We start from the raw sequence: 22184 nt of genomic DNA on the forward strand, positions 1-22184 counted from the left end.
TTACCGAGAACTGGATCGGCGCTCACGAACGCCAAGATGAGACCGTGAGAAAGGCGCAAGAACTCGGCACTCTCGAGATCCAGCAATTCGTTGGTGTTTTCGCAAGTGCCGCGTTACAACGGGCTGTGTGGGTCGCAGAAGTACCCCCTTACGCTTGTGGTGGCGGCAAGTTCCTGATGCCGCGCGAGTTCCTTGCCCTGGTCATATGTGAAGCTCTGCCGCAGGGGTTCAGGAATCGCGTTGAGTTTGGCGGAGAAGCCGGCCAGAGCTGAGGCGGCGGTTGCATCTTCCATCTTGGCAAGCAGCACCAGGCGGCTGGTGCGCTCAACCAGTACGCCAACGGAGGATTGATTGCCGGCGCCTTTGATGAAATCGCCTTTCCAATGCCCAGGCAGCAGGCGGTCCTCGATTTCTGGCGGGCGCACGTGGATACTGATCATGTCGGGAATCTGCCCGCGCCGGTCGGTGCCGCGCGTGCGGGACATGCGGGTGCTGTGGCCGTGGCGCAGGCAGGCAATCAACTGGCGGGTTGCCTTCATGAGGATACTCACCCTATTTCCGTTACCGCAGCCTCGGATTGTCCATCGTTACGCCAAACCGTGAGCGAATCTGCATGATGAGGAACCGGATGCCTTAATTGGGCTCGTCCGGATCTGTGAGGGGTGAGGGGGGCGACTTCCTCGCCTACTCGGAGGCCGCCAAGCGAAACGCAGCTACAAGCGCTTCCCCGTTGAGCGCAAGCTCAATCGCGGATTTCTTTCGTTGCTTTGCCGTTGCCTGCGTTGCGTGAGAAGGTGAAGGACTGCGGTCCTACAAACGGTCATCGTGGGCCAATGGCCCGGACCCTGATGAAAGACGCGCGCGGGGGCCTCGTTCGATTATCGGGATTGAAGTCCCAGTCCTTTTCGCAGGTACGCCTCGCGCGGGTCCAACCCGCTTCACATCACCGCTGGCAGTGCAAAGTGATCTTCTATCTGGTCATGGTCAGATGGCTGTACGATGTGGATGCCAGTGCTTTAAATGGTAGCTGCTTGATGTTTGAAATCATCGCCATATCTCAGCAGTCCCCATGCCATCCTCGCGTTCTTGGCAGCGATCGCTAACGCCGCGCGCCAATAGCCGCGCCGCTTGGTCAGGGCTCTGACCCAACGGCTAAAGCGGTCCTGTTTGTCGCTCAGGTTTGCCATGACTGCGCGAGCACCGGTGACCAGCAGACCGCGAAGATAGGCGTCCCCAGCCTCGGTGATGCTGCCAAGTCGTGCTTTGCCGCCGCTGCTGAATTGTCCAGGCGTCGGGCCGAGCCAGGCGGCCGCCTGGCGACCAATCCTGAAGTCATGCCCGGCACCGATGCTGGCAAGCAACGCACTGGCCGTTGTCGGCCCGCTGCCACGCAACTGCATGAGTCGACGGCTACGCTTGTCCTCGCGCGCTATCTCGCTGGCTTCGCAGATGGCCGCTGCATCTGTCGCGTGGTTCTTGCCATGCTTTCCAGACATCCGGTACGGCGCGACCAGTCTGGCAGCCATCAACTTCACCGTGTGGCCAGGTCGGCGGAACACGCGGGCCCAGTGATGCGCACCCGAACAGGCTTCCATGCCGATCAGGGACGGCGGCAATTGCGCGATCAACGCGACGAGTTGATCACGGGTGACCTTCGGCTTGACCATTACCGCCTTGCCGGTTTCATCCACACCATGGATGGCAAACACATTCTTGGCACGATCGATTCCGACGGTGACAATGGACATGGACCCCATCCTGCTGGCGTTGATGAAGGCTCGACACTCCATCATGGCACTTTGATCCGGATTCGCGGCTTCCGCCGCAGCCTCGGGACGGGGACCCTTTCATTCGATTACCCCAAACCGAGTTCGCGGATCATCTTAAGTGCCTTGAATTGAACAAAACCCGGCTAGCGGTACCTGTTGTTCCATCATACTAATAAATATCTAATTCATCACGGGCACTATGCAGCCTAAGCGCAAGTGATTGATGCTTTTTAAAATGCGCATTAGGTGCCTCGGCCTGATGTCTTCTCATCCATATTTACCCAATATGATCAGGACTGGGCAGCGAACTCGGACAGGGCTGACTCTGTAATGCGACAGGTTTTGCCTGCGGCCTGCTGGATTGTGAGGTTTTCATGAAAACATTTTGTCATAAGCCGATTTTAAGTTTCATGGTTATGTGTTCATTCGCTGCGTATAGCGCCATGGCTCATGCTCATTGCCCCATGTCTGATCAACGTGGGACCAAGTGGTGTTGCTTTCGCGACTGCCGATGATGAATCAGAATTCTCTTTAATATCAAGAAGCTGTTTTTACGCAGTCGATTCCAAAAATGGTCAATGAACAGCAAATATTCAGTTTGAAATAGCAGTGGTAAATTCATGTGCATTTCGCCTCTTGTATTCAACGAAGGAATGCCAAAAGTTCCAGAGAGCGCTTGAGGATGCACAGGTCATCTCATCTGAAGGCCTTTATCAAGTTGGAAAACTTCCGCCGAAATATGCCGGTGAAAGTTAGAAAGTAATCACATTCCTGGGCAGGGCTCAATTTCACAGGCAGCACCTGCCAGTGCTGGCTTCCGGTCATTCGTCGTGTCCAGAAATCGGGCTTTGTCCGCTCGAGCCGGGTCGCCCCGAAAACCAGTTTCTGCACGACTCGCGGACAAATTCGAGGTCTTTTTAGAAAGACTGCAACCAGTTGCATCTGTTATTTCGACAGAACCAAAATGGGGAAGATCGTGTACATATTCAAGCATTCATCGCATGGTGAGTCTGCGCGGGTACTGACGTCGGCTCTTTCTGTGGAGGATGGCTGCGGGCGCAAGCGCCGCACCGCGGTGGCATTGGCCTCGGCCGTGGCGTCGCTGGCAGCGCTGCTTGTTCCGGTCGCGGCGCGAGCCCAGTGCAACAGCAGCGCCAATCCCGCGCTGCCTTCGGCGCCGGCACAGACCAACTTTTCCAATCAGTCGTTTGGCGCAGCGCCGCTTCCCCAGTATTACCTTGGCGCCTCGGGGCAGGCGGGATGCAAAGGCGCTGACGACGGCTCTTGGAACGGAAAGGGCCAGGATGGCTTCGCTGGTCAGTCGGGTGGTTCCTTTAACAGCGTCAACAGCGGAATTACGGTGAAGGGGGGCTTCACGCCGACCCCCATCAGCCCCACGATGGGAGCGGGATGGTCCGTCAACGGTGGTGACGGTGGTGCCGGCGGACAGGGCGGTTATGACGACGATGGCTCCGCCCACACGGGAAACGGCGGAGCGGCTGGCAATGGCGGCGCGGTCTCCGTGCAGTTTAGCGGCGCGGTTGGTCCCGACCCGAAAGGTGTCCTTCCGGAAGTTGCGCTCGACGTGGAAGCCAATGGCGGCACCGGCGGAGTGGGTGCCGTGTCCAATGCCCAAGGCAGACAACCGCTCTATGGCGGCAACGGGGGACCAGGGGGGCGGGGTGGTCAGGCAGCGCTTAACGCCTCCGGCAATATTCAGTTCTATGGCGTCGGCCTGCGAGCGTCCGCCCTGGGCGGGACCGGCGGGGAAGGTGGCGACTCGCCCACTCCGGGTGATCTTCTCGTGGAAGGCCATGGAGGCAAGGGCGGCAATGGCGGCGCCGGCGGTACCGCGACACTTGCGTATCAGAACGGCAGTCTGACCGCCAGCACCCCTATAGGCCAGATCTTTCCGATGCTGGCTGACGCCGATGGCGGTAAGGGCGGCATCGCTGGTGGCGCGTTCGGTGGAAGTGGCAGTTTTGGCGGGACCGGCGGCAACGGAGGTAACGGCGGCACAGCCAGCGCGGAACTCGGCAGCGGTGGCCAGATCGTTTTCTCCGATCAGATGCAACCGGTGAAGAGTCAGTATCAGCCGGGCAGCGGCGTAACCGCCACGGCGAATGGCGGAGCGGGCGGGGGCGGTGGCACTGCCATCGACGGCACGATCCGCAATGAGGGTGGTGCGGGCGGCAACGGCGGGAATGCCGGCAGCGCCAGCGCCACCGTCCTTGGTTCCATCGATTACACCGCGAATGTTCCGGCCGGGCAGTCTACTGCCGGGTTGATCGGGGGTGAGGGCGTGCTGGTGCAGGCCAATGGAGGCGCCGGCGGTGTCGGTGACGGCGCCCAGGGCACTATCGTGGGTGAAGGCGGCAATGGTGGTAAGGCAGGCGCTGGCGGGAGCGCTTCGCTGACCCTTGGAGACGCGACGAACACGGCGACAATTAAAACGAACGGCCCATATACGCATGGCGCCCTGGTGCAAAGTATCGGCGGCGGTGGGGGCAATGGCGGTAGTGTCAGCTTCGTGCTGTCCGGCACGGGCGGTGGAGGTGCCGCGGGCGGCGATGGCGGTGCGGTCACGGTGAACTCGGACCACGCCTTTGTCACGGTCGGCAGCGCATCAGGCGAAGGCAGCATTCCGCTGATCGCCCAGAGCATCGGCGGTGGCGGCGGAAGCGGCGGCGACGCCAGCGGCGTCACCGTCGGTGCGGGTTTCGAGATCGGCGGCAACGGCGGCCAGGGCGGCAATGGCGGCGCGGTGAAACTCACGCTCGGCCAGAACAGCGTATATGGCAGCCTCGACCAGAGCGGTGGCGCGGGGATACTCGCGCAAAGCATCGGCGGCTCCGGCGGCAACGCCGGCAGCGCGACGTCGACCGGCGGGGGGCTGATCTCCATGGTGATCGGCGGGGATGCCCACGGTGGCGGATCGGGCGGCCAGGTCACTGTCGACAACGGCGCACTCGTCACGACCTACGGCGACCACGCAGCCGGTATCAAGGCCCAGTCGATCGGCGGCGGTGGCGGCAATGGCGGCAACGCTACAGCGTTCACGGTCGGCGGCCCCCTGTCGAACTCGGTTGCCATTGGCGGACAAGGCGGCGGAGGCGGCGCGGCTGGCGCGGTTTCGCTGACCAACACGGGGCAGGTTGCTACGTATGGTTCGGATGCCGAAGGTGTCGTGCTGCAAAGCATCGGCGGCGGCGGCGGCTCCGGCGGCAGCGCCACGGCGCGTGCCGTTGCCGCATCGGGTAGCCCCAACATTCCTGCAATCAGTGTCAGCGTCGCGATCGGCGGCGCCGGCGGGACCGGTAACACCGGCGGCAATGTCACGCTCGATAATTCCGGTCTGATCACCACAGCGGGCGACAGCTTGACCGGCGTTTTCGCGCAATCCGTCGGTGGCGGCGGTGGTACGGGGGGCGACGCAACCGCCGCGTCCTACTCCGCGTCGCCTGCCAAAGGGGCGTCCCTGTCGGTCTCCGTGGCTCTCGGCGGCAGCGGCGGCAGCGGCGGCACGGGCGGCGCCGTCAACCTGGAAAACTCCGGGCTGATCGCCACCTTGGGCCAGGACGCCCACGGCGTGTTCGCACAGTCAATTGGCGGTGGCGGCGGCAATGGTGGTACGGGCGATGCCTCCGCAACGGCGGCTAACGCCAAAGCCAGCTTCAGCGCGTCAATCGCGGTGGGCGGAACGGGTGGAACGGGGGGGACGGGCGGCACGGTCGGCCTGATCAACGACGGTTCGATCGCGACGCGCGGCGACGGCGCCGATGCCGTGTTCGCCCAGAGCGTGGGCGGCGGCGGCGGCGCAGGCGGCGGTGGTACCGCTGCGGCCAGCGGCGGCAAGGATGCTATCGCCGTGGGTGTTGGCGGCAAGGGTGGCGTCGGCGGCGACGGCAACACGGTGACGACGACCAACAACGGCAACATTGTCACCCGCGGCGCGGCCTCGACCGGCATCTTCGCGCAAAGCGTCGGCGGCGGCGGGGGCAAAGGCGGCAAGGGCGCGGCGGCCGCGGGCGGCAGCGGCGGCCTCGACACGATCTCCAACGCCCAGACCCTGTTTGGCATTCTGGGTCAGGGCCTCGGCCTCAACCAGGATGTGCAGAACCTGGGCAACAACATCCTGCAGGTCGGAGCGCTCGGCGAAAAAATCGAAGCGGCTTATGGTGATCTGGAAAAGCTCCTCACGCAGCCGGATGGGGTATCGAAAGTTCTGGGCACCGTGTCACAGATCAGCGTTGGCGTGTCGGTCGGCGGCAGCGGCGGCGCGGGTGGCCAGGGCGGCGCGGTGAACACCAGCAACACCGGCGCGATCGGCACCTATGGCGCGCAATCCCACGGCATCTTCGCGCAGAGCATTGGCGGCGGCGGCGGCAGCGGCGGCGCGGCGAGTTCGGTCGGCAAGTCGAACAATGATTCGAAGGTGCAGGCCGCGGTCGCCGTGGGCGGCAGCGGCGGCGCGGCCGGCTCAGGCGGTGCAGTGAGTGTCGTGCAGAATGCGAGTGGCGCAGTCGGGACGCAGGGGGTGGAAGCGTTTGGCGTGTACGCGCAGAGCGTAGGCGGCGGTGGCGGCAACGGCGCGATGTCGGGGGCGATCAGCGGTTCGCTGAAAAGCCTGTCGATCGCCGTGGGCGGCACTGGCGGAGGCGCCGGGAATGGCGGCACCGTAAGCGTCAACAACAACGGCACGGTCACGACACTTGGCAAGCACAGCGTCGGCATCTTCGCGCAAAGCATCGGCGGTGGCGGCGGTGTCGTGACGACCGCGAGCAGCGATGAGACGTTCGATCCCTCCAAAATCATCGTCAATCCTCAGGGACGGCTCGCCGACATCTACGGGGTGACACTGAGCTTCGGTGGTCAGAACGGCAGTTCGGGAAATGGCGGCGACGTCACTGTCAACACGGAAGGCAACGTGACGACGAGCGGGCTTGACGCGCACGGTATCGTCGCGCAGTCGATCGGCGGCGGGGGCGGGTTCGTGGTGGGCGGACAGATCGCGAACACGACCTCCGGCGCCGGTGGCGCGAAGGGCGATGGCGGCAACGTTCTTGTCGTGGACACCAATAACACTGTCACCACCACCGGCGACGGTGCGTATGGAATCGTCGCACAATCGATCGGCGGTGGTGGGGGCTTTGCCGGCGACCCGTCCGCCTCGCAGGGCTACGTTGGCGCTACGAACAACGCGGTATTGGCCAACAGCGGCAATGGCGGCACCGTCAACGTCATCGTGGCAAACGGCGGGACGGTCGTGACGACCGGCCGGTACGCGCCGGCGATCTTCGCGCAATCGATCGGTGGTGGCGGTGGTCTGGTGGCCTATAACGACAACGCAGTCGACCTGCCGCATGCGATGGGAGAGGGCAGCGCGGGTGGCGCCGGCGCGGGCGGCCCGGTCTTCGTCAACGTCAGGAATAACGACACGGTCATGGCGACAGGCGTCGGGTCCGCCGGCATCCTGGCGCAGAGCGACGGCCAGACAGCCGGGCGCATCTCGATCAACCTGACGGCCGGTTCGAAAGTCATAGGGGGCACGACCGATCCCAATTTCCCGACGGGTAAAATAGTGGGGCAGGACCCGAAGTATCGCGACGCTGCCGCGGTCCGTCTACTTGGGGGCAATAACAACGTCATCAACAACCAGGGCACCATCCAGACCTTAGGCAAATACGCGATCCTGGCGTATCCCACGGTGTACGGGGGCGGGTCCGTCAGCACCACGGTCAACAACTCCGGCACTATCACCGGCGACATCGACGTTGGTGGCACCAGCACCAGCGTTGTCAACAATCTGGCCGGCGGCGTGATCGACACACCCACCATGCTGAACGTCGGAGGCGGCACGGTGAACAACGCCGGCACGCTCAAAGTCGGCGGTGCCAAGTCGATCGGCAAGACGGTTCTCACCGGCAATCTTGTGCAGAGTTCGACTGGTGTGCTGAACGTCCAGATCGATCCGGTCAACAAGCAGTCTGATCTGCTCAATGTAACGGGTACCGCCGCGCTCGCCGGCAAGGTACAGGTTGACCCGGTGAGCTATCTGAAGAGTACGAGCACCGTGCTGGCGGCGGCCGGCGGAATTCAGCCGGACGCTACGCTCGCGGGTTCCTCGACGCCGGTCTACCGTTTCACGCCAGAGGTGCAGGGCAACACCGTCGCAATCAGGACCGATGCGGATTTCGTGGGAGCGAGCAAGGGTTCTTCGGCCACACAGCAAAGCGTCGCAGCCAACCTGGACCGGCTGTGGAGCAGCGCCAATCCCGCCTTTGCACCCATCTTCGGAGCCTTCGGTAACGTCGGTAGCACGTCGGGCTATGCCCAGGCGCTGACCGCCGTCTCCGGCCAGGAGCTGCTCGGCATCGCTGCGGCGCGCTACCAGGCCAGCCAGGCATTCGCTCGCTCCGTCTTCAGTTGCCCGGTGTTCGCCGACGACGACACCACCGTGAGAAAGCAGGGCTCCTGCGTGTGGTTCCGCGCCACGGGCATGTGGGAAAATCGCAGCGCCGACGCTTCCTTCCCGGGCTACGGCTGGCAAGGTACGACGATGAAGGTCGGCGGTCAGGTCGAGCTGCAGCCCGGCTGGTTCCTCGGTGGCGCCCTTGGTTACGAGACCGACCGCTTCACCGGCAACGACAACCTGACAAGCGCCAACGGCAATGCGCTTCTTGGAGTCGTCGCGCTCAAGCACGAGGCCGGGCCGTGGACTTTCACCGGTGCGGTGGACGCCAGCTACGGCTGGATGAATAGCTCGCGCGTCGTCCCGGCCGCCAATGCGGTGGCAACCGCCTCGCCCGATTCGTTCAATGTCGGACTGCACATGCGCGCGGCCTACCAGATTCCATTTGACCGCTTCTACCTGGAGCCGGCGCTCGACGGCGATCTGAACTACATCAATCTCCCGGGCTACACGGAGAGCGGTGCGGGCGCACTCAACCTGAAGGTGCAAAGTGCGAACAGCGTCATTGCGACCGGCACACCGAATCTGCGGATCGGGACGCGCGCGCAGATCGGGTCGGCGACAGTCGACGCCTATGTCGGCGCCGGGGTGAGCTTCATTGCAGGCAATACCTACACGACCAACGCGTCGTTCGCCGTTGCCCCGGGTTTCGGCAGCTTCACCAATACGCTTGCCAATGCGCACGTCGCTGGCAAGTTCTCCGCCGGGGTGGAGGTGTATACGACCAAACGCCTCGATGTGCGTCTGGAGTATGACGGCGTAGTTGCCACACACGAGGTTGAGAATGGCGGCCAGATCCGGCTTAAGTACAGGTTCTGACAAAACCGTCGCGACCCGTGCAACGTCGCGACTCTTCACTGCTGCGAACGACAGTTGCCCGAGCCCCGGCCACCCAGATACCGTTTCGACGATCGCCGAGTTGCCGATCAGTGCACTACGTTGCAAAAACCGAGCATCGTGAGCCGGGCAGCAGTGCATGCCGCAGCGCGTCGTGGGTCACTACGTACCAGCGGCCGCCGCCTTTCGCGCGCGCGATGCGAATGAAATCTTTCTGCAGCGTTTCGATCATCGACGCCCGCCCAAGGCGCGCGAAGATCGCGCCGTAGTACATCACGAGGTCGCGGCAGGTAGCATGAGATGGCGCGGCCGGTCGAGCAGAAGCGCCGCGCGATGATGGACAACGTTCGTATCGACGACTCCGCCGATCGGCAGCCATTCCAGACGCACTTCGTTGTGCTCGCATTCTGGGTACGCCAGGCGCCTAAAAGGTGCGCCCCTCCACCAAATGCGTCTTCACCCCGTTAAGCACATAGTCACCGACGACCTTCGCCTTGTGATGCAGCGGATTGTGACTGAAGATTGTGCGCAGATTGCGCCAGTGTCTGTCGAAGTTATGTTTTCGCGACGTCGCCGATGCGCCGCCCGCATCGAAGAGACGCTCGCCCGCCTGCAGCGCCAGCTTGCCAACGACGACCTGCGTGCGGGCCGTCGCGAGCGCCCCTTGGAGCACGAGCTCGTCCGCCGCCGGATCGCCGCGCAGAATCGCATCGGACGAAGCGCCGAGCACTCGCGCGTTGTCCCGCACGAGCACGTCGATCGTATGACTGAGCGCTGACAGTTCGCCCACGACCTGCTGGATGAACACGTCCTCGCGGGCCGTCGGCGCGGTGGAGTGCAGCACCGGACGGCCGTGCGCCGTCACGTACTTGCGGGCATCGGCGACGACATTGCGCACGATGCCCGCCGCCACCGCCACCAGATGCAGTTGCCGATACGCGCCGCCATGCCGCCCGACGAGCGACGTATAGCCTTTTTCGATCACTTCGTTCGGATCGACCCTGACGTTGTCGAAGACCACGCTGCCGCTCGCTGTCATGCGCTGGCCCATGCCGTCCCAGTCGTCGAGCACCTGGAGTCCTTCGGAGCGCACAGGGATGACCGCGGTCACGCCTTTGCCGTCTTCGTTCACGAGGTTCGCGCGCACGAAATCAGCGTAAGCGGTGCCCGTCGTGTAGTACTTCTTGCCCGTCACGCGGAAGTGATCGTCCTCGCGCCGCAGGACGGTTTCGATCTCGCCCGCGCGCGCCGTGCCTTGTTCGCCGGAAGCGCCACCGAACAGCGCCCCCTCGACGATACGGCGCATTTGCCGGTCGTGAAACGGCGTAAGCGGCGCAAGACGCATCGATTCGACGACATCGAAATGCACGCGCAACGCGTGCGCAACGTTCGATTCGGCAGCAGCCAATGTCGTGACGACGTGAATCGCATCTTCGAGCGTGCCGCCGAGTCCCCCCCGTTCGACAGGAATGCGCAGCGCGCCGAGCCCGGAGCGCCGGAACGCGTCGAAGGCGGTGAATGGCAGTTCCCGGCGAATCTCGCGCTCTGCGGCATCGACGCCGATTTCTTCGGCAAGCGCGGGCATGGCGGCGAGCGCATCGAAAAGTTGTCTGGAGATGCTCATGGTGTGTTTCGTAGGGGTCTGGAGGGATATCTGCGAAAGGCCGCGCCGGGGTGGCGCTCGTTCAGAAGGCTGCTGCGGCCGCCGAGCTTTTCGCGCAAGGTGCCGGGCGCATAGCGCGTCTTGTAGCGTCCGCGGGCCTGCAACTCAGGGACGATGAGATCGGCGAAGTCCTCGTAGGCTTCCGGAGTGACCGCATAGCTCAGGTTGAAGCCGTCGATGTCGGTTTCATCGACCCAGTCTTCGAGCGCATCAGCCACTTCGTTCGGCGCGCCGATGAAAACCGGTCCGCGTCCACCGATTGCGTTATGCAGCGCAAGTTCACGCACCGTCCAGATGCGCTCCGGATCGAGCCGTGTGAAGCCTTCCAGCGCAGAGGACGTGCCCGCGTCGAGTTGCATGTAGCGGATCGGCTCGTCGGGATCGTAGGTCGAGAAGTCGATGCCGGTCCAGCCCGAGAACATCGCGAGCGCTGCCTCGGGCGTCACGTAGCGGCGATAGTCTTCGTATTTGTCGCGCGCCTCGCGTGTAGTGCGGCCCGTGATGATCGTCGCCATCGTAAAGAACTGGATGTCGCGCGCATCCCGCCCGGCCTTCACCGCTTCGGCACGCGTTCCGGCGACGACGGGCGTGAGCACCTTCTTGCTCGGCCCGCTAAGGTAGATTCCTTCCGCGTGATGTCCCGCGAAGCGCTGCCCACGAGCCGACGATCCCGCCTGAAACAGCACTGGCGTGCGCTGCGGCGAAGGCTCGGTCATATGGATGCCTTGCACCCTGAAGTACTTGCCCTCGTGATCGACGCGATGCACCTTCGAGGGATCGGCGAACACGCCGGTGGCCGTGTCGCGCACACTCGCGCCGTTTTCCCAGCTGCTTTCCCAGAGCTTGTAGACGACGTCCATGTACTCGTCGGCGATGTCGTAGCGCTCGTCGCGCGAGGCGACCTGGTCCTTGCCCAGCACCTTCACGCTGCTCTTGGCAAACCCCGTGACGATGTTCCAGCCAATGCGCCCGCGCGTCAGATGATCGAGCGTCGACATGCGCCGCGCGAACACGTAGGGCGGTTCGTGATTGGCGTTGCTCGTCACGCACAGGCCGAGGTTGCGCGTGGCGTAGGCCATCGCCGAGAGCGACATGAGCGGGTCCTGCTTGGGCACCTGCGCGCCATGACGCAACGCGGTGTCGAGGTTGCCGCCGTGCACGTCGTTCACGCCGATGCTGTCGGCCATGAAGAGCGAGTCGATCAGGCTGCGCTCCAGCGTCTTCGCGAGATCGACCCAGTAGTCGAGCGTGTTGTACTCGAGCGACCGGTCGCGCGGATGCCGCCACATTCCCGGCGAGTGATGCACCGGGCTATGCAGCGCAAACGCGTTGACGCGGATCTCCTTCTTCGGATTCGATGCGGCGGATGTCATAGGTAAGGCTTGTCTCCGCTGATCGTCACGCGGTAGCCCGAGCGCACTTCCGGGTAGTAATCCCACACGGCGAGATGCTGGACCGCGCGGTTGTCCCAGAAGGCGATCGAATGCGGCTCCCATTTGAAACGCACCTGAAACTCGGGCGAGGCGAAGCGTTCGTACAGCAGGCGCAGGATGCCTTCGCTTTCCGCTTCCGGCACGCCGTCGATATGGGTCGTGAAGTTCGAGTTGACGAAGACGCCCTTCCGCCCGGTTTCGGGATGCGTACGGACCACCGGATGCGAGGCTTTGGGAAACGTCTTGCCCGCATCGTCGATGCCGCGCAGACGATTGCGTTGCCGGTAGGTCGGCTCGCCGTCGTGCGTGGCAGTCAGTCCTTGCAGATAAGTCCTGAAGCCTGGCGACAGTGATTCGTACACCGCATACGAGCTGGAAAAGAGCGTGTCGCCGCCGTGTGAGGGCAGGGTATGCAGATGCAGGATGCTGCCGAGCGGCGGTTCCTCGTCGCACGAGACGTCGGAATGCCAGCGATCGCCCGCGATGCGTTTGGTGGTCGCATCGCCGTGAATCTGCAGGATCTCCGGATAGCCGTCGGGGCCGGGGCTGTTCGGATGGACGTGGAGCGCGCCGAAGTAGCGGCCGAGCGCAAGGTGTTGATCGAGGCTGATCGGCTGGTCGCGGAAAAAGATGACCTGATGCGCGAGCAGTGCGCGGCGTACGTCGGCCACTTGCTGCGCGGAGAGCGGCTGTGTCAAATCGATCCCGCCGATCTGCGCGCCGATATGGCGCGTGAGCGGGTGAACGGCGATGGTCTCGTAAGCGGTATCAAGCATGGGTTTCGTCCTCGATGGGCGTGGCGCGCGAATCAGTTGGTTGATGAGCCGCGCGATGCAGGGCGGCGGGATGCGGCGCGGCGAGGTGCGCAGCGCCTTCGCCGTAGAGCTTTTCTCGCAAGGTGCCTGCGCGGTACGCGGGTTTGTAGACGCCGCGACGCCGTAACTCGGGCACGACGAGATCGACGAAATCCTCGTGCGTCCCGGGCAACAGCGCGTGACTGAGATTGAAGCCGTCGATACCCGTCTCCGACTTCCAGCGCTCCAGTGCGTCGGCCACTTCGGTCGGCGAGCCGATGAACACGGGCCCCTTGCCGCCGATCGCATTGAAGATCGCCAGCTCGCCGATAGTCCACACGCGTTCGGGATCGGCGACGGTGAACGCTTCGATCGCCGATTGCATGCCTTCGCTTTTCACGTAGCGCAGCGGATCATCGGGGCTGTACTTCGAAAGGTCGATGCCGCTCCAGCGCGAGAAGAGTGCGAGCGCGCCTTCGAGACTCACGTGACGCTGGATGTCTTCCCATTTCGCCTGCGCCTCTTCCGAGGTCGGCGCGACGATCACGGTCGCGAGCGCGAAGAACAGTACCCTCGCCGGGTCGCGTCCGAGTGCCGCGGCACGCTCGCGAATCTCGACGACATCGCGCGCGACGAGATGCGCGGTGGGCGAGCTCAGGAATACGCATTCGGCGTGGCGCGCGGCGAAGTCCTTGCCGCGATTCGACGTGCCCGCCTGATACAGCAAAGGCGTGCGCTGTGGCGAAGGCTCGGAGTAGTGCGTGCCCTGCATCGAGAAGAACTTGCCCTCGTGCCGGATCTCATGCACGCGTTGCGGGTCCGCGAACACGCGCGCTTGCGTGTCGCGCACGGCTGCGCCATCCTCCCAGCTTTCCTCCCATAGCCGATATACGATCTCCATGTATTCATCGGCGAGGTCGTAGCGCTCGTCGTGCGGACGCGCGTCCTGCTGGCCGATCGCGCGCGAGCCGCTCTGCCCGAAACTCGTCACGATGTTCCAGCCGATCCGTCCGCGCGTCAGATGATCGAGCGTAGACATGCGGCGCGCGAAGAGGAATGGCGCTTCATAGCTCACGCTGCTCGTGACGGCGAAGCCGAGATGCTCGGTGACTTGCGCCATCGCGGAGACGAGCAGAAGCGGATCGAGTCGCGGAAACTGCAAGCCCCAACGCACGCCGGCCGCATTCGATCCGCCGTAGACGTCGTACTGGCTGATGCCGTCGGCGAAGAAGAGGGCGTCATAGCCGCCGCGTTCGGCCGTGCGCGCCAGATCGGTCCAGAGCGTCAGCGAGTTGTAGTCGAGCGCGCGGTCTTGCGGGTGCGCCCAAAGTCCAGGCGACAGATGCGTCGGCGCGAAGGCCAGGAACGCGTTGATGCGGATTTCCTTCGACATGGCGCAAGTCCTTTATGCCTTCGATGTGAGGGGAAAGTGGCACGTGACGTGGTGCGTCGCGGAGAGCCGGTGCACGGGTGGAGCGTCCTCGCGGCAGACATCGCGCGCGGAAGGGCAGCGCGTATGGAAGACGCATCCGGCGGGCGGTGCAAGCGGCGACGGAATCTCGCCGCCGATCGCCTGAACGTCGAGCGCATCCGGCTCGGACGCGGCGATGAGCGCATGCGTGTAGGGATGGGCCGCGCGCTGGACGATATCCTCACGTGTGCCTTGCTCCATGAAGCGCCCGAGATAGAGCACGCCGATATGGCTGCTCATGAACGCAACGACGGCCAGATCATGCGAGATCAGCAGATAGGAAAGACCGAGCGCGTCCTGAAGGTCCTTCAGGAGGTTGAGCACTTGCGCCTGGATCGATACGTCGAGTGCCGAGACCGGCTCGTCGAGGACGAGGATCTCCGGCTCCAGCACGAGCGCACGCGCAATGGCAACGCGTTGACGCTGGCCGCCGCTCAGTTCGCCCGGGCGGCGGCGCTTGAATTCGGCGGGCAGACCGACCTGTGCGAGCAGTTCGTCGAGGCGTTTTTCCAGCTTGTCGCGGGCGAATCCACGGCGCTGGATGCGCAACGGTTCGAGCACGATATCGCCGATGTTCATCTGCGGATCGAGCGAGCCGAACGGGTCCTGCAGTACCGCTTGCACGGCACGCTGGCGCCAGCGCCTGTCGCCATCGCGCGTCTCTTTGCCGAACAAGCGATCACCGAAGCGCACTTCGCCGCGCGTCGGTTCGTCCGCGCCGAGGACGATTTTCGCGAGCGTCGATTTACCGGATCCCGATTCGCCGACCAGCCCGAACGTGCCGCCGCTCGGCAACGCGAAGGACGCGTTCTCCACGGCGCGCAGCATCTTTGGCTGCGCGAACAGGCTGCCACGCACGGGAAATGTGCGAGCGATGTCCGTCACGCGGATCGCCGTGCTCATGAAGCCTCCGTCGCGAGAAGCGGTTGTGGCGCCATCTCTTCCGGCTCCGGATGCCAGGACGCGACGGACCGATTCGTATCGATATCACGCGTCGCGGGATACGCGCTCAGGCAATCGGCCTGCGCACGCGGACAACGCAGCGCGAAGCGGCATCCTTGCGCGATGCTGCCAGGCAGCGGCGGCTGCCCCGGGATCACCGTCAGCCGACGCTGCGCGCTGAAAAGACGCGGCACCGCGCCGAGCAGCCCCTTCGTATAGGGATGCCGAGGGCGCCCGAAGACTTGTTCGACCGGACCTTGCTCCACGATGCGTCCTGCATACATCACCGCGACGTCGTCGCAATAGCGGCGCACCAGATGCAGGTCATGCGTGACGAGCACGATCGCCGTGCCGCGCTCGGCCTGCACTTCGCGCAGCAGATCGAGAATTTGCAGACGCACGGTGACGTCGAGAGCGGTAGTCGGCTCGTCCGCGATCAGCAGGCGCGGATTGCACGCGAGGTTCATTGCGATCGCCACGCGCTGACGCATGCCGCCGCTGAACTGATGCGGATAGCTGTTCAGGCGGCTTTCGGGCGCGGGAATGCGCACTTGCCGCAGCAGGTCGATCGCGCGCGCCTCGCGTACTTCGCGGCTTTTGATGCCGTCGCGATAGCGGAACATTTCGGTGATCTGCCGTCCGATCGTCAGAAGCGGATTGAGCGAGGTCATCGGGTCCTGAAGGATCATGCCGATCTCGCGGCCGCGCAACGCATTCAGTTCGGCGGGCGTCCTGCCGCGCAGGTCGTGACCGTCGAACAGGATGCGGCCTCCGGTCACGCTCACGCCGCGCGGCGGCAAGCCCAAAAGCGAGAGGCACGTTACGCTCTTGCCGGAGCCCGACTCACCGACGAGACCCAGCGTGCGGCCCGCGCGTACGGCAAAGCTCACGCCGTCCACGATACGTACTTGCTTGTCGGAAGACCGTGCTTCGACGACCAGATCATCGATTTCCAGCACCGGACGGTTCATCGCCAATCTCCGTCGACGCCATCGCTGCGCTGCAAGAACTCGCCGATGCGATTGCTGCACAAAACGGTAGCGATGAGCACAAGACCCGGCAGTGCGGAGAGCCACCACGCGGTATCGAGATAATTGCGGCCTTCCGCGATCATGCCGCCCCACGAAGGATCGGGCGGTTGCACGCCTAGACCAACGAAGCTCAGCGCCGCTTCCATGAAAATCACAAGGCCGATGTCGAGCGTCAGCAGCACGACGAAGGTATTGCGCACGTTGGGCAACAGGTGGCGCAACGCGACGTATAGCGGCGACGCGCCCGCCAGCTTCGCGATCAGGATGAAGTCGCGCGCGCGCAGGCTGAGCGCCTCAGCGCGGATGATGCGCGCGAAGCGTCCCCAGTTCGCGAGCGTCACGACGATGACGATGTTCGTGATGCTCGGCCCGCAGATGCCGACGATCAGCATCGCGAGGAACACTGGCGGCAGCGCATACTGGGCATCGACGACGCGCATCAGCGTGGCATCGAAGCGTCCGCCGAGATACGCCGACAGGAGACCCGCCAGCGCGCCGAAGAAGCCCGCGAGCAGCACCGCGCAGAACGCGATCGAAAGGGATATGCGGCCGCCGAAGAGCGTGCGCGTGAAGACGTCGCGGCCCATCTGGTCCGTGCCGAACCAGTGGTGCCAGCCGGGCGCCTGGAATGTGGCCGAGAGATCGATCGCGTTGGGATCGACGCTCGATAGCCAGGGCGCGAACGCAGACCCCGCGATTATCGCAGCGAGCACGCCGGACATGAACGTCACGCTCATGCGGGACCCGGTGTGCTCACCGTCGAAGGAAAGAAAGCGAACGCTCATGAGCGATACCGGATGCGCGGATCGATGAGCGCATAGAGCACATCGACGGCAAGATTGATCGAGACGAACAGCAGCACGGACACGATCACGGCCGCCTGCACGACGGTAAAGTCGAGCGTGCTGATGGCCTCGACCATCAGGCTGCCGAAACCGGGCCACGAAAATACCGTTTCGATTGCCACTGCGCCGCCGATCAACACGCCGAACTGCGAAGCCGTGAATGCGACGATGGGCAGCGCCGCGTTCCTGAGCGCATGCGTGCCGATCACGACGCGCTCGGGCAGCCCCTTGATGCGCGCCATGCGAATGTAGTCGGCTTCGAGCACGGTTAGCATGTTCGCCCGAGTAAGGCGCGCGATGCCCGCCGCCGAATACCACGCAAGCGCGGTCACGGGCAGGATCAGATGCTTCCACGTGCCGTGCCCGCCAGTTGGCAGCCAGCCCCATTGCACGGAGAAAAGACGGATCAGCAGCAGCGCGACGAAAAACGGCGGCGCGGCCTGCCCCAGCACGGCGAAGAGCGACCCCGCGCGATCGATCCACGAACCGCGCCGCACCGCCGACGCAACGCCGAGCAGCAGCCCGACCACAAGCGCCAGCGTGAGTGAAATCCCCACGAGCATGAGGCTGGAACCCAATCGACCGAGCGCCATCGAAAGCGCAGGCGCGCCGAAGTGGAACGAGTTGCCCATGTCACCGTGCAGGATGCCGCCGAGGAAGCGCGCGTATTGCAGCGGTACGGGATCGGCGAGACCAAGCTGCTCGCGAAAGAGCTGACGGTCCGCCTCGGTCGCCTCGGGCGGCATCAGCAGATAGGCGGGATCGCCCACCATGCGCACCAGCACGAAGATCAGAACCGACATCAGCCAGACCGTGATCAGGGCCGAACCGAAGCGGCGCAGGACATAAACGAGCATCGATCAGTTCCCGGCGGCGTTCTGCTGCGCCCACTGGATGCTGCGGAAATTCAGGAACCCGCCGCCTTGCTGCGGCTGCCATTGCAGCGTCTTCTTCTTCGCGTACACGTAGGTGAACTCGGAGATGAAGAAGGCGGCGGCGTCGTCATGCAACTCGCGGCCGATCTGCTGGAAGACTTCGCCGCGCCTGGTCGTGTCGCTCACCTTGGAGACGTCGGCGAGCAGCGCATCGACCTTAGGGTTCGAATAGTCGGACCAACTTCCATTCGATGCGAACGCGCCGCTCACCGGATGCACCGGGTCGTAAAGCGCATTCGTGAATTGGCTCAACGCAAGCGGCCCGGACGTATGCGTGTTGTTCAGGCGCTGGAAGGTCGCATAGGTCAGGCGATTGAGTTTGACCTTCACGCCGACTTGTCCCCAGTAGGCGGCGAGCGCCTCGGCCACGCCCTGCGGCATGTCGCCTTGAATGTTGAGCGTCGTCTCGAAGCCTTTCGGATAGCCCGCTTCCGCGAGCAGCGCCTTCGCCTTGGCGGGATCGTATGGGTATGGCTGGATCGTGCGGTCCGCGCCATACGGGTAATAGTTGGAGATCATCGTGCCGAGCGGTTCGCCCACGCCATACAGCACGCTCTTGATGATCGCCTTGGTGTCGATCGCATAACTCAGCGCCTGACGCACCTTGATGTTGGAGAAGGGCGAGGCCTTGTCGTTCGTATAGACGCGCACGTAGAGCGGTGAAGCCACACGGCTTTCGATCACATCGAGTCCGGTTTCCTTCTTGAGCCGCTGATAGTCGGAGAAAGGCAACGCCACCGAGAGATCGACTTCACCGCGCAGCACCGCATTGACGCGGCTCGCGGGCTCGGTGATCGCGCGGAAGATCAGCGTCTTCACGCGCGCCTTCTCGCCCCAGTAGTCGTCGAAACGTTCGAGGACCAGTTCGCTTCCGCCCGGCGCGAGCGATTTGAACTTGTACGGTCCGAGCGAGATCGGTTTCTGCGCGAACGCATCCGGATTCGGCAGGCTCGCGAGATAGTCGGCGGGGACGATGTACAGATAGCCCGCGACCTTGTTCGCGAACGCGCCATCGGGCGTCTTCAGCTTGAATACGACGGTGAGGTCGTCGGGCGTCTCGATGGTATCGATGACCGGCGCGAAGAACGGCCGGCGCGTGCTCTTGCTGCGCGGATCGAGCACGTGATCGAGCGATGCCTTCACGTCGCGCGACGTGAGCGTCGCACCGTTGTGGAACTTCACGTTGGGACGCAGCTTGTAGGTGAACACGCGCGCATCGTCGGATACCTTGACGCTCGTGGCGAGACGCGGCACGAGATTGCCCTTGGTGTCGAATCCGTAGAGCGTGTCGTAGATTTGCCAGCCGTAGCGCAGCGAATCGCCGCTCACGGCGACCAGCCCATCGAGGTTATAGAACTCCTTTTCGACGCCGATCACGACCGTGTCGCGATCGACTGCGGGAGCCGTGCTCGCCGCGAGTGAAGGGCCGATGAAAGCGCCGGACAAAGCGGCGGACAAAACCAGTCCGCGAAGGACTGACGAAAGCGTGCGCATGGATGGGTCGAAGTGCTGGGCGAGACAGACATCGGCTCGCCGGAGGATGGTTGAACTTGATCCGTCATGATGAACCGATCCCTGGTCGATTCGAAACGACTTAATCGCATATCGATATCGGAGGGGCGCTCAGGACCTTTGTAGCAGATGTCATTTGGTCGTCGACCTCACGCTTCGTGAAATTCGAAAGCACGAATCGTTCGTTTGCGATGGGCGGTGCGCGATCGATACTTGATGGTCCTTTTTCTGGAAGCCTTTCATGACACGACCGCTTCATCACGACGACCACGCGCGCGAAACGCTGCGCCTCATCGGCCCCGATCCAGAGGACTGGGTGATCGGCCGTCCTGGCATCGATCACAACGTCCTGATCGTCGGCGGCGGGCAGACCGGTTCGGCGTTTGCGTTCGGACTGCGGCGCGCGGGCATCGGCCGCGTGAGCGTGATCGATGCCGCGTCCGACGAAACGCGCGCAGGAAGCTGGACGACGTATGCAAGGATGAACTTGCTGCGCACGCCGAAGTCGCTCGCCGGGCCGGAAGCGGGCTTGCCCGGACTGAGCTTTCAGGCATGGCACGAAGCGCGTTTCGGCGAGGCGTCGTATGCGGACATCGAGCGCATCGGACGTGCGCAATGGGCCGAGTATCTCGCGTGGTACCGGCACTTTCTCGGCATACCGATTCGATACGGCACGACGCTCACACTGATCGAACCGAAGGGCACGCACTTCGCGCTGCATCTGACGATACGCACGGCAAAGGGCGTCGAGCATCGCGTGGAGACCGCGCGCAAGATCATCCTCGGCAATGGATTCGCGGGCAACGGCAAGCCAAACATCGTGCCGCCGCTTACGTCATTGCCTTCCTCGCATCTTGCCCACACGTCCGATGCGATCGATTTCGCGTCGCTGTCCGGCAAGTCGGTGGCCGTGATTGGTGGTGCGGCCTCAGCGTTCGATGCCGCTGCGACGGCGCTCGAAGCAGGCGCTGCCGACGTGCATCTGTTCGTGCGACGCGCCGAGCTGCCCGCGGTGCCGGTGAGCCGCGCGCGTGCTTATCCGGGCGCGTACGACAACTATCCCGCGCTGCCCGATGCGGTGCGCTGGCGGCAGGCGTTGCGCTTCCGGCGCGCGGGTTCGACGGCGCCCGCCGATGCCGTGCAGCGCGTGACGCGGTTTTCCAACTTTCATCTGCATCTCGGCGCGCCGTGGCATGACGCCGCCGTCGTCGACGGTAGCGTTCGAGCGCGCGCAGGAGACACGTCGTTCGACTTCGATTTCGTGATTGCGGGCACAGGCTACGCCGTCGATCTCCATGCGCGGCCCGAACTCGCGCAAATCGCCGATCATGTGCTGCTATGGCGAGACCGCTACGTCCCGGCCTCCGATGAACGCGACGATGCGCTCGGCGCGCATCCTTATCTCGGCGACGCGCTCGAATATCTGGAAAAGTCTCCGGGCGCGGCGCCGTTTCTGAAGCACGTGCACGACTTCAACCCGGCCGGCTTCGTGAGCCGTGGCGTGCCCGTCGGCGACGTGCCGTGCATGAAGCGCGACATTCCCGCCGTGATCCGTCGGATCAGCCAGGACCTGTTCCTCGAAGATCTCGATGCACAAGAGGCGCGCATGAATTCCGGCGTTCCAGCAGATTTCGACACGGCGCAATACGAACATCGAGTTTATCGCGAGACCGACGTCGAATCGGCGGGCTGACTAACAAGTCAGTTCTGCGCAACCGCCACGCGCGGTTGCGCTTCGTGATATGCATCCGTACGGTTCGCGCCGAACGCGAGCGCAAAGCTCGCCGCCTGCCGGCCCACGGTGTAAAGCTGCTCGGCGACCTTCGGGTCCGAACACGTATCGGGCGTTTCGAAGCGTGTTTCGAGCGTATTGACCGCGGCCCCAAAGGGCGTCGGCCAGCCGCGCAGCGCATGCACGATCGAGCGCAGCGACGTGAGCACCGTGCCCGCCGCCTGCCAGCCATACGCGGTCACGATGCTGCCGACTGCTCGGCCATCGAGATAAGGGCGCTCGTCGAGCCGAAGTTCTTCGAGCGTGTCGAGCGCGTTCTTCACCAGCCCCGAGATGCCGCCGTGATACCCGGGCGACGCGACGATGAGCGCGTCCGCACTGCGCACGGCTTCGATGAGCTCGCGCTGCTCGTCGGTCAAGTGGCCCGTTTCAGGTGCGTAGTGCGGCAAGCTGTAGAGGAATGCGCCGCCGAACAATTGCACGCGCGCGCCGCTTTCCCGAGCGCCTTTCAATGCGAAAGCGAGCGCGCGCTCGGTGGATGACGCAGGTCGCGTCGTGCCGCCGATACCTACGACCAGCGGCCTCTGCGATGAAGGGGTTCGAGACAAGATGAACACTCCAGGGATTTGAAAGAGGGAACTGCGGCGCGCCCGTTCTGCGCTCGGCGTTAAGGAAGAACATGCTACCGAGCAAGAGCGCCCACGGGAAAGCACGAATTGCGCTAAGGATATGAGGGATATGGCCGAAG

The 22184-nt window shown here is 63.8% G+C and carries 14 protein-coding genes and 1 pseudogene; 2 read left to right on the forward strand and 13 right to left on the reverse strand.

All coding sequences use genetic code 11. From position 1 onward, the window contains the following. Positions 1-116: 116 nt before the first annotated feature. Positions 117-527 (reverse strand): annotated as a pseudogene (locus AWB81_RS27805) (IS30 family transposase); the annotation flags it as partial. Between the two features lie 489 nt (positions 528-1016). Next, positions 1017-1748 (reverse strand): IS110 family transposase, encoded by a 732-nt coding sequence (locus tag AWB81_RS27810; RefSeq protein ID WP_062639762.1) that lies wholly within the window; start codon positions 1746-1748, stop codon positions 1017-1019. Positions 1749-2733: 985 nt separating this feature from the next. On the opposite strand from AWB81_RS27810, the gene AWB81_RS27815 reads away from it, so the two are divergent. Continuing rightward, positions 2734-9060 (forward strand): autotransporter outer membrane beta-barrel domain-containing protein, encoded by a 6327-nt coding sequence (locus AWB81_RS27815; protein ID WP_235025934.1) that lies wholly within the window; start codon positions 2734-2736, stop codon positions 9058-9060. Between the two features lie 115 nt (positions 9061-9175). On the opposite strand, the gene AWB81_RS47020 is transcribed toward AWB81_RS27815, so the two are convergent. From AWB81_RS47020 to AWB81_RS27865, 10 genes are all read right to left on the reverse strand, one after another. After that, a complete protein-coding gene (locus AWB81_RS47020) occupies positions 9176-9310 on the reverse strand; it encodes a hypothetical protein (protein WP_235025935.1) in 135 nt (44 codons plus the stop codon). A 192-nt stretch (positions 9311-9502) separates the two neighbouring features. Continuing rightward, positions 9503-10702, reverse strand: coding sequence for an acyl-CoA dehydrogenase family protein (locus tag AWB81_RS27825; protein WP_062639740.1), 1200 nt, complete (start codon positions 10700-10702; stop codon positions 9503-9505). Next, positions 10699-12114: an LLM class flavin-dependent oxidoreductase gene (locus AWB81_RS27830; protein ID WP_062639741.1), complete on the reverse strand. Its 1416-nt coding sequence runs from the start codon at positions 12112-12114 to the stop codon at positions 10699-10701. Before AWB81_RS27830 ends, AWB81_RS27825 begins: the two co-directional genes overlap by 4 nt. Continuing rightward, entirely contained in the window at positions 12111-12950 is an 840-nt protein-coding gene (locus AWB81_RS27835) for a TauD/TfdA dioxygenase family protein (RefSeq protein ID WP_062639742.1), read from the reverse strand. The genes AWB81_RS27830 and AWB81_RS27835 overlap by 4 nt, the downstream gene beginning before the upstream one ends. Next, positions 12943-14361: an LLM class flavin-dependent oxidoreductase gene (locus tag AWB81_RS27840; protein WP_062639743.1), complete on the reverse strand. Its 1419-nt coding sequence runs from the start codon at positions 14359-14361 to the stop codon at positions 12943-12945. The genes AWB81_RS27835 and AWB81_RS27840 overlap by 8 nt, the downstream gene beginning before the upstream one ends. Before the next feature lie 12 nt (positions 14362-14373). Then, positions 14374-15342 (reverse strand): oligopeptide/dipeptide ABC transporter ATP-binding protein, encoded by a 969-nt coding sequence (locus tag AWB81_RS27845; protein ID WP_062639744.1) that lies wholly within the window; start codon positions 15340-15342, stop codon positions 14374-14376. Next, on the reverse strand, positions 15339-16352 hold the full coding sequence (locus AWB81_RS27850) for an ABC transporter ATP-binding protein (protein ID WP_062639745.1): 1014 nt from the start codon (positions 16350-16352) through the stop codon (positions 15339-15341). Before AWB81_RS27850 ends, AWB81_RS27845 begins: the two co-directional genes overlap by 4 nt. After that, positions 16349-17197 (reverse strand): ABC transporter permease, encoded by an 849-nt coding sequence (locus AWB81_RS27855; protein WP_062639746.1) that lies wholly within the window; start codon positions 17195-17197, stop codon positions 16349-16351. The genes AWB81_RS27850 and AWB81_RS27855 overlap by 4 nt, the downstream gene beginning before the upstream one ends. Further along, positions 17194-18114 (reverse strand): ABC transporter permease, encoded by a 921-nt coding sequence (locus tag AWB81_RS27860; protein ID WP_062639747.1) that lies wholly within the window; start codon positions 18112-18114, stop codon positions 17194-17196. The genes AWB81_RS27855 and AWB81_RS27860 overlap by 4 nt, the downstream gene beginning before the upstream one ends. 3 nt (positions 18115-18117) lie before the next feature. After that, positions 18118-19686, reverse strand: coding sequence for an ABC transporter substrate-binding protein (locus AWB81_RS27865; RefSeq protein WP_062639748.1), 1569 nt, complete (start codon positions 19684-19686; stop codon positions 18118-18120). A gap of 259 nt (positions 19687-19945) precedes the next feature. On the opposite strand from AWB81_RS27865, the gene AWB81_RS27870 reads away from it, so the two are divergent. Beyond that, positions 19946-21397, forward strand: a complete 1452-nt coding sequence (locus AWB81_RS27870; protein WP_062639749.1) for an NAD(P)-binding domain-containing protein — start codon at positions 19946-19948, stop codon at positions 21395-21397. A gap of 8 nt (positions 21398-21405) precedes the next feature. Here AWB81_RS27870 and AWB81_RS27875 read toward each other — a convergent pair whose 3' ends face one another. After that, positions 21406-22044 carry an NADPH-dependent FMN reductase gene (locus AWB81_RS27875; RefSeq protein WP_062639750.1) on the reverse strand — a complete coding sequence of 213 codons (639 nt, stop codon included), beginning with the start codon at positions 22042-22044 and terminating at the stop codon, positions 21406-21408. Positions 22045-22184: the final 140 nt, after the last annotated feature.

The organism is Caballeronia arationis (genome assembly GCF_001544975.2).
Lineage (GTDB): Bacteria > Pseudomonadota > Gammaproteobacteria > Burkholderiales > Burkholderiaceae > Caballeronia > Caballeronia arationis.

Excerpts from the sequence above, each read along its gene's own strand:
- AWB81_RS27850 (WP_062639745.1), bottom strand. The coding sequence starts at position 16,352 with ATGAACCGTCCGGTGCTGGAAATCGATGATCTGGTCGTCGAAGCACGG.
- AWB81_RS27810 (WP_062639762.1), bottom strand. The coding sequence starts at position 1,748 with ATGTCCATTGTCACCGTCGGAATCGATCGTGCCAAGAATGTGTTTGCC.
- AWB81_RS27865 (WP_062639748.1), bottom strand. The coding sequence starts at position 19,686 with ATGCGCACGCTTTCGTCAGTCCTTCGCGGACTGGTTTTGTCCGCCGCT.
- AWB81_RS27860 (WP_062639747.1), bottom strand. The coding sequence starts at position 18,114 with ATGCTCGTTTATGTCCTGCGCCGCTTCGGTTCGGCCCTGATCACGGTC.
- AWB81_RS27835 (WP_062639742.1), bottom strand. The coding sequence starts at position 12,950 with ATGCTTGATACCGCTTACGAGACCATCGCCGTTCACCCGCTCACGCGC.
- AWB81_RS47020 (WP_235025935.1), bottom strand. The coding sequence starts at position 9,310 with ATGATCGAAACGCTGCAGAAAGATTTCATTCGCATCGCGCGCGCGAAA.
- AWB81_RS27815 (WP_235025934.1), top strand. The coding sequence starts at position 2,734 with ATGGGGAAGATCGTGTACATATTCAAGCATTCATCGCATGGTGAGTCT.
- AWB81_RS27855 (WP_062639746.1), bottom strand. The coding sequence starts at position 17,197 with ATGAGCGTTCGCTTTCTTTCCTTCGACGGTGAGCACACCGGGTCCCGC.
- AWB81_RS27840 (WP_062639743.1), bottom strand. The coding sequence starts at position 14,361 with ATGTCGAAGGAAATCCGCATCAACGCGTTCCTGGCCTTCGCGCCGACG.
- AWB81_RS27825 (WP_062639740.1), bottom strand. The coding sequence starts at position 10,702 with ATGAGCATCTCCAGACAACTTTTCGATGCGCTCGCCGCCATGCCCGCG.
- AWB81_RS27870 (WP_062639749.1), top strand. The coding sequence starts at position 19,946 with ATGACACGACCGCTTCATCACGACGACCACGCGCGCGAAACGCTGCGC.
- AWB81_RS27845 (WP_062639744.1), bottom strand. The coding sequence starts at position 15,342 with ATGAGCACGGCGATCCGCGTGACGGACATCGCTCGCACATTTCCCGTG.
- AWB81_RS27830 (WP_062639741.1), bottom strand. The coding sequence starts at position 12,114 with ATGACATCCGCCGCATCGAATCCGAAGAAGGAGATCCGCGTCAACGCG.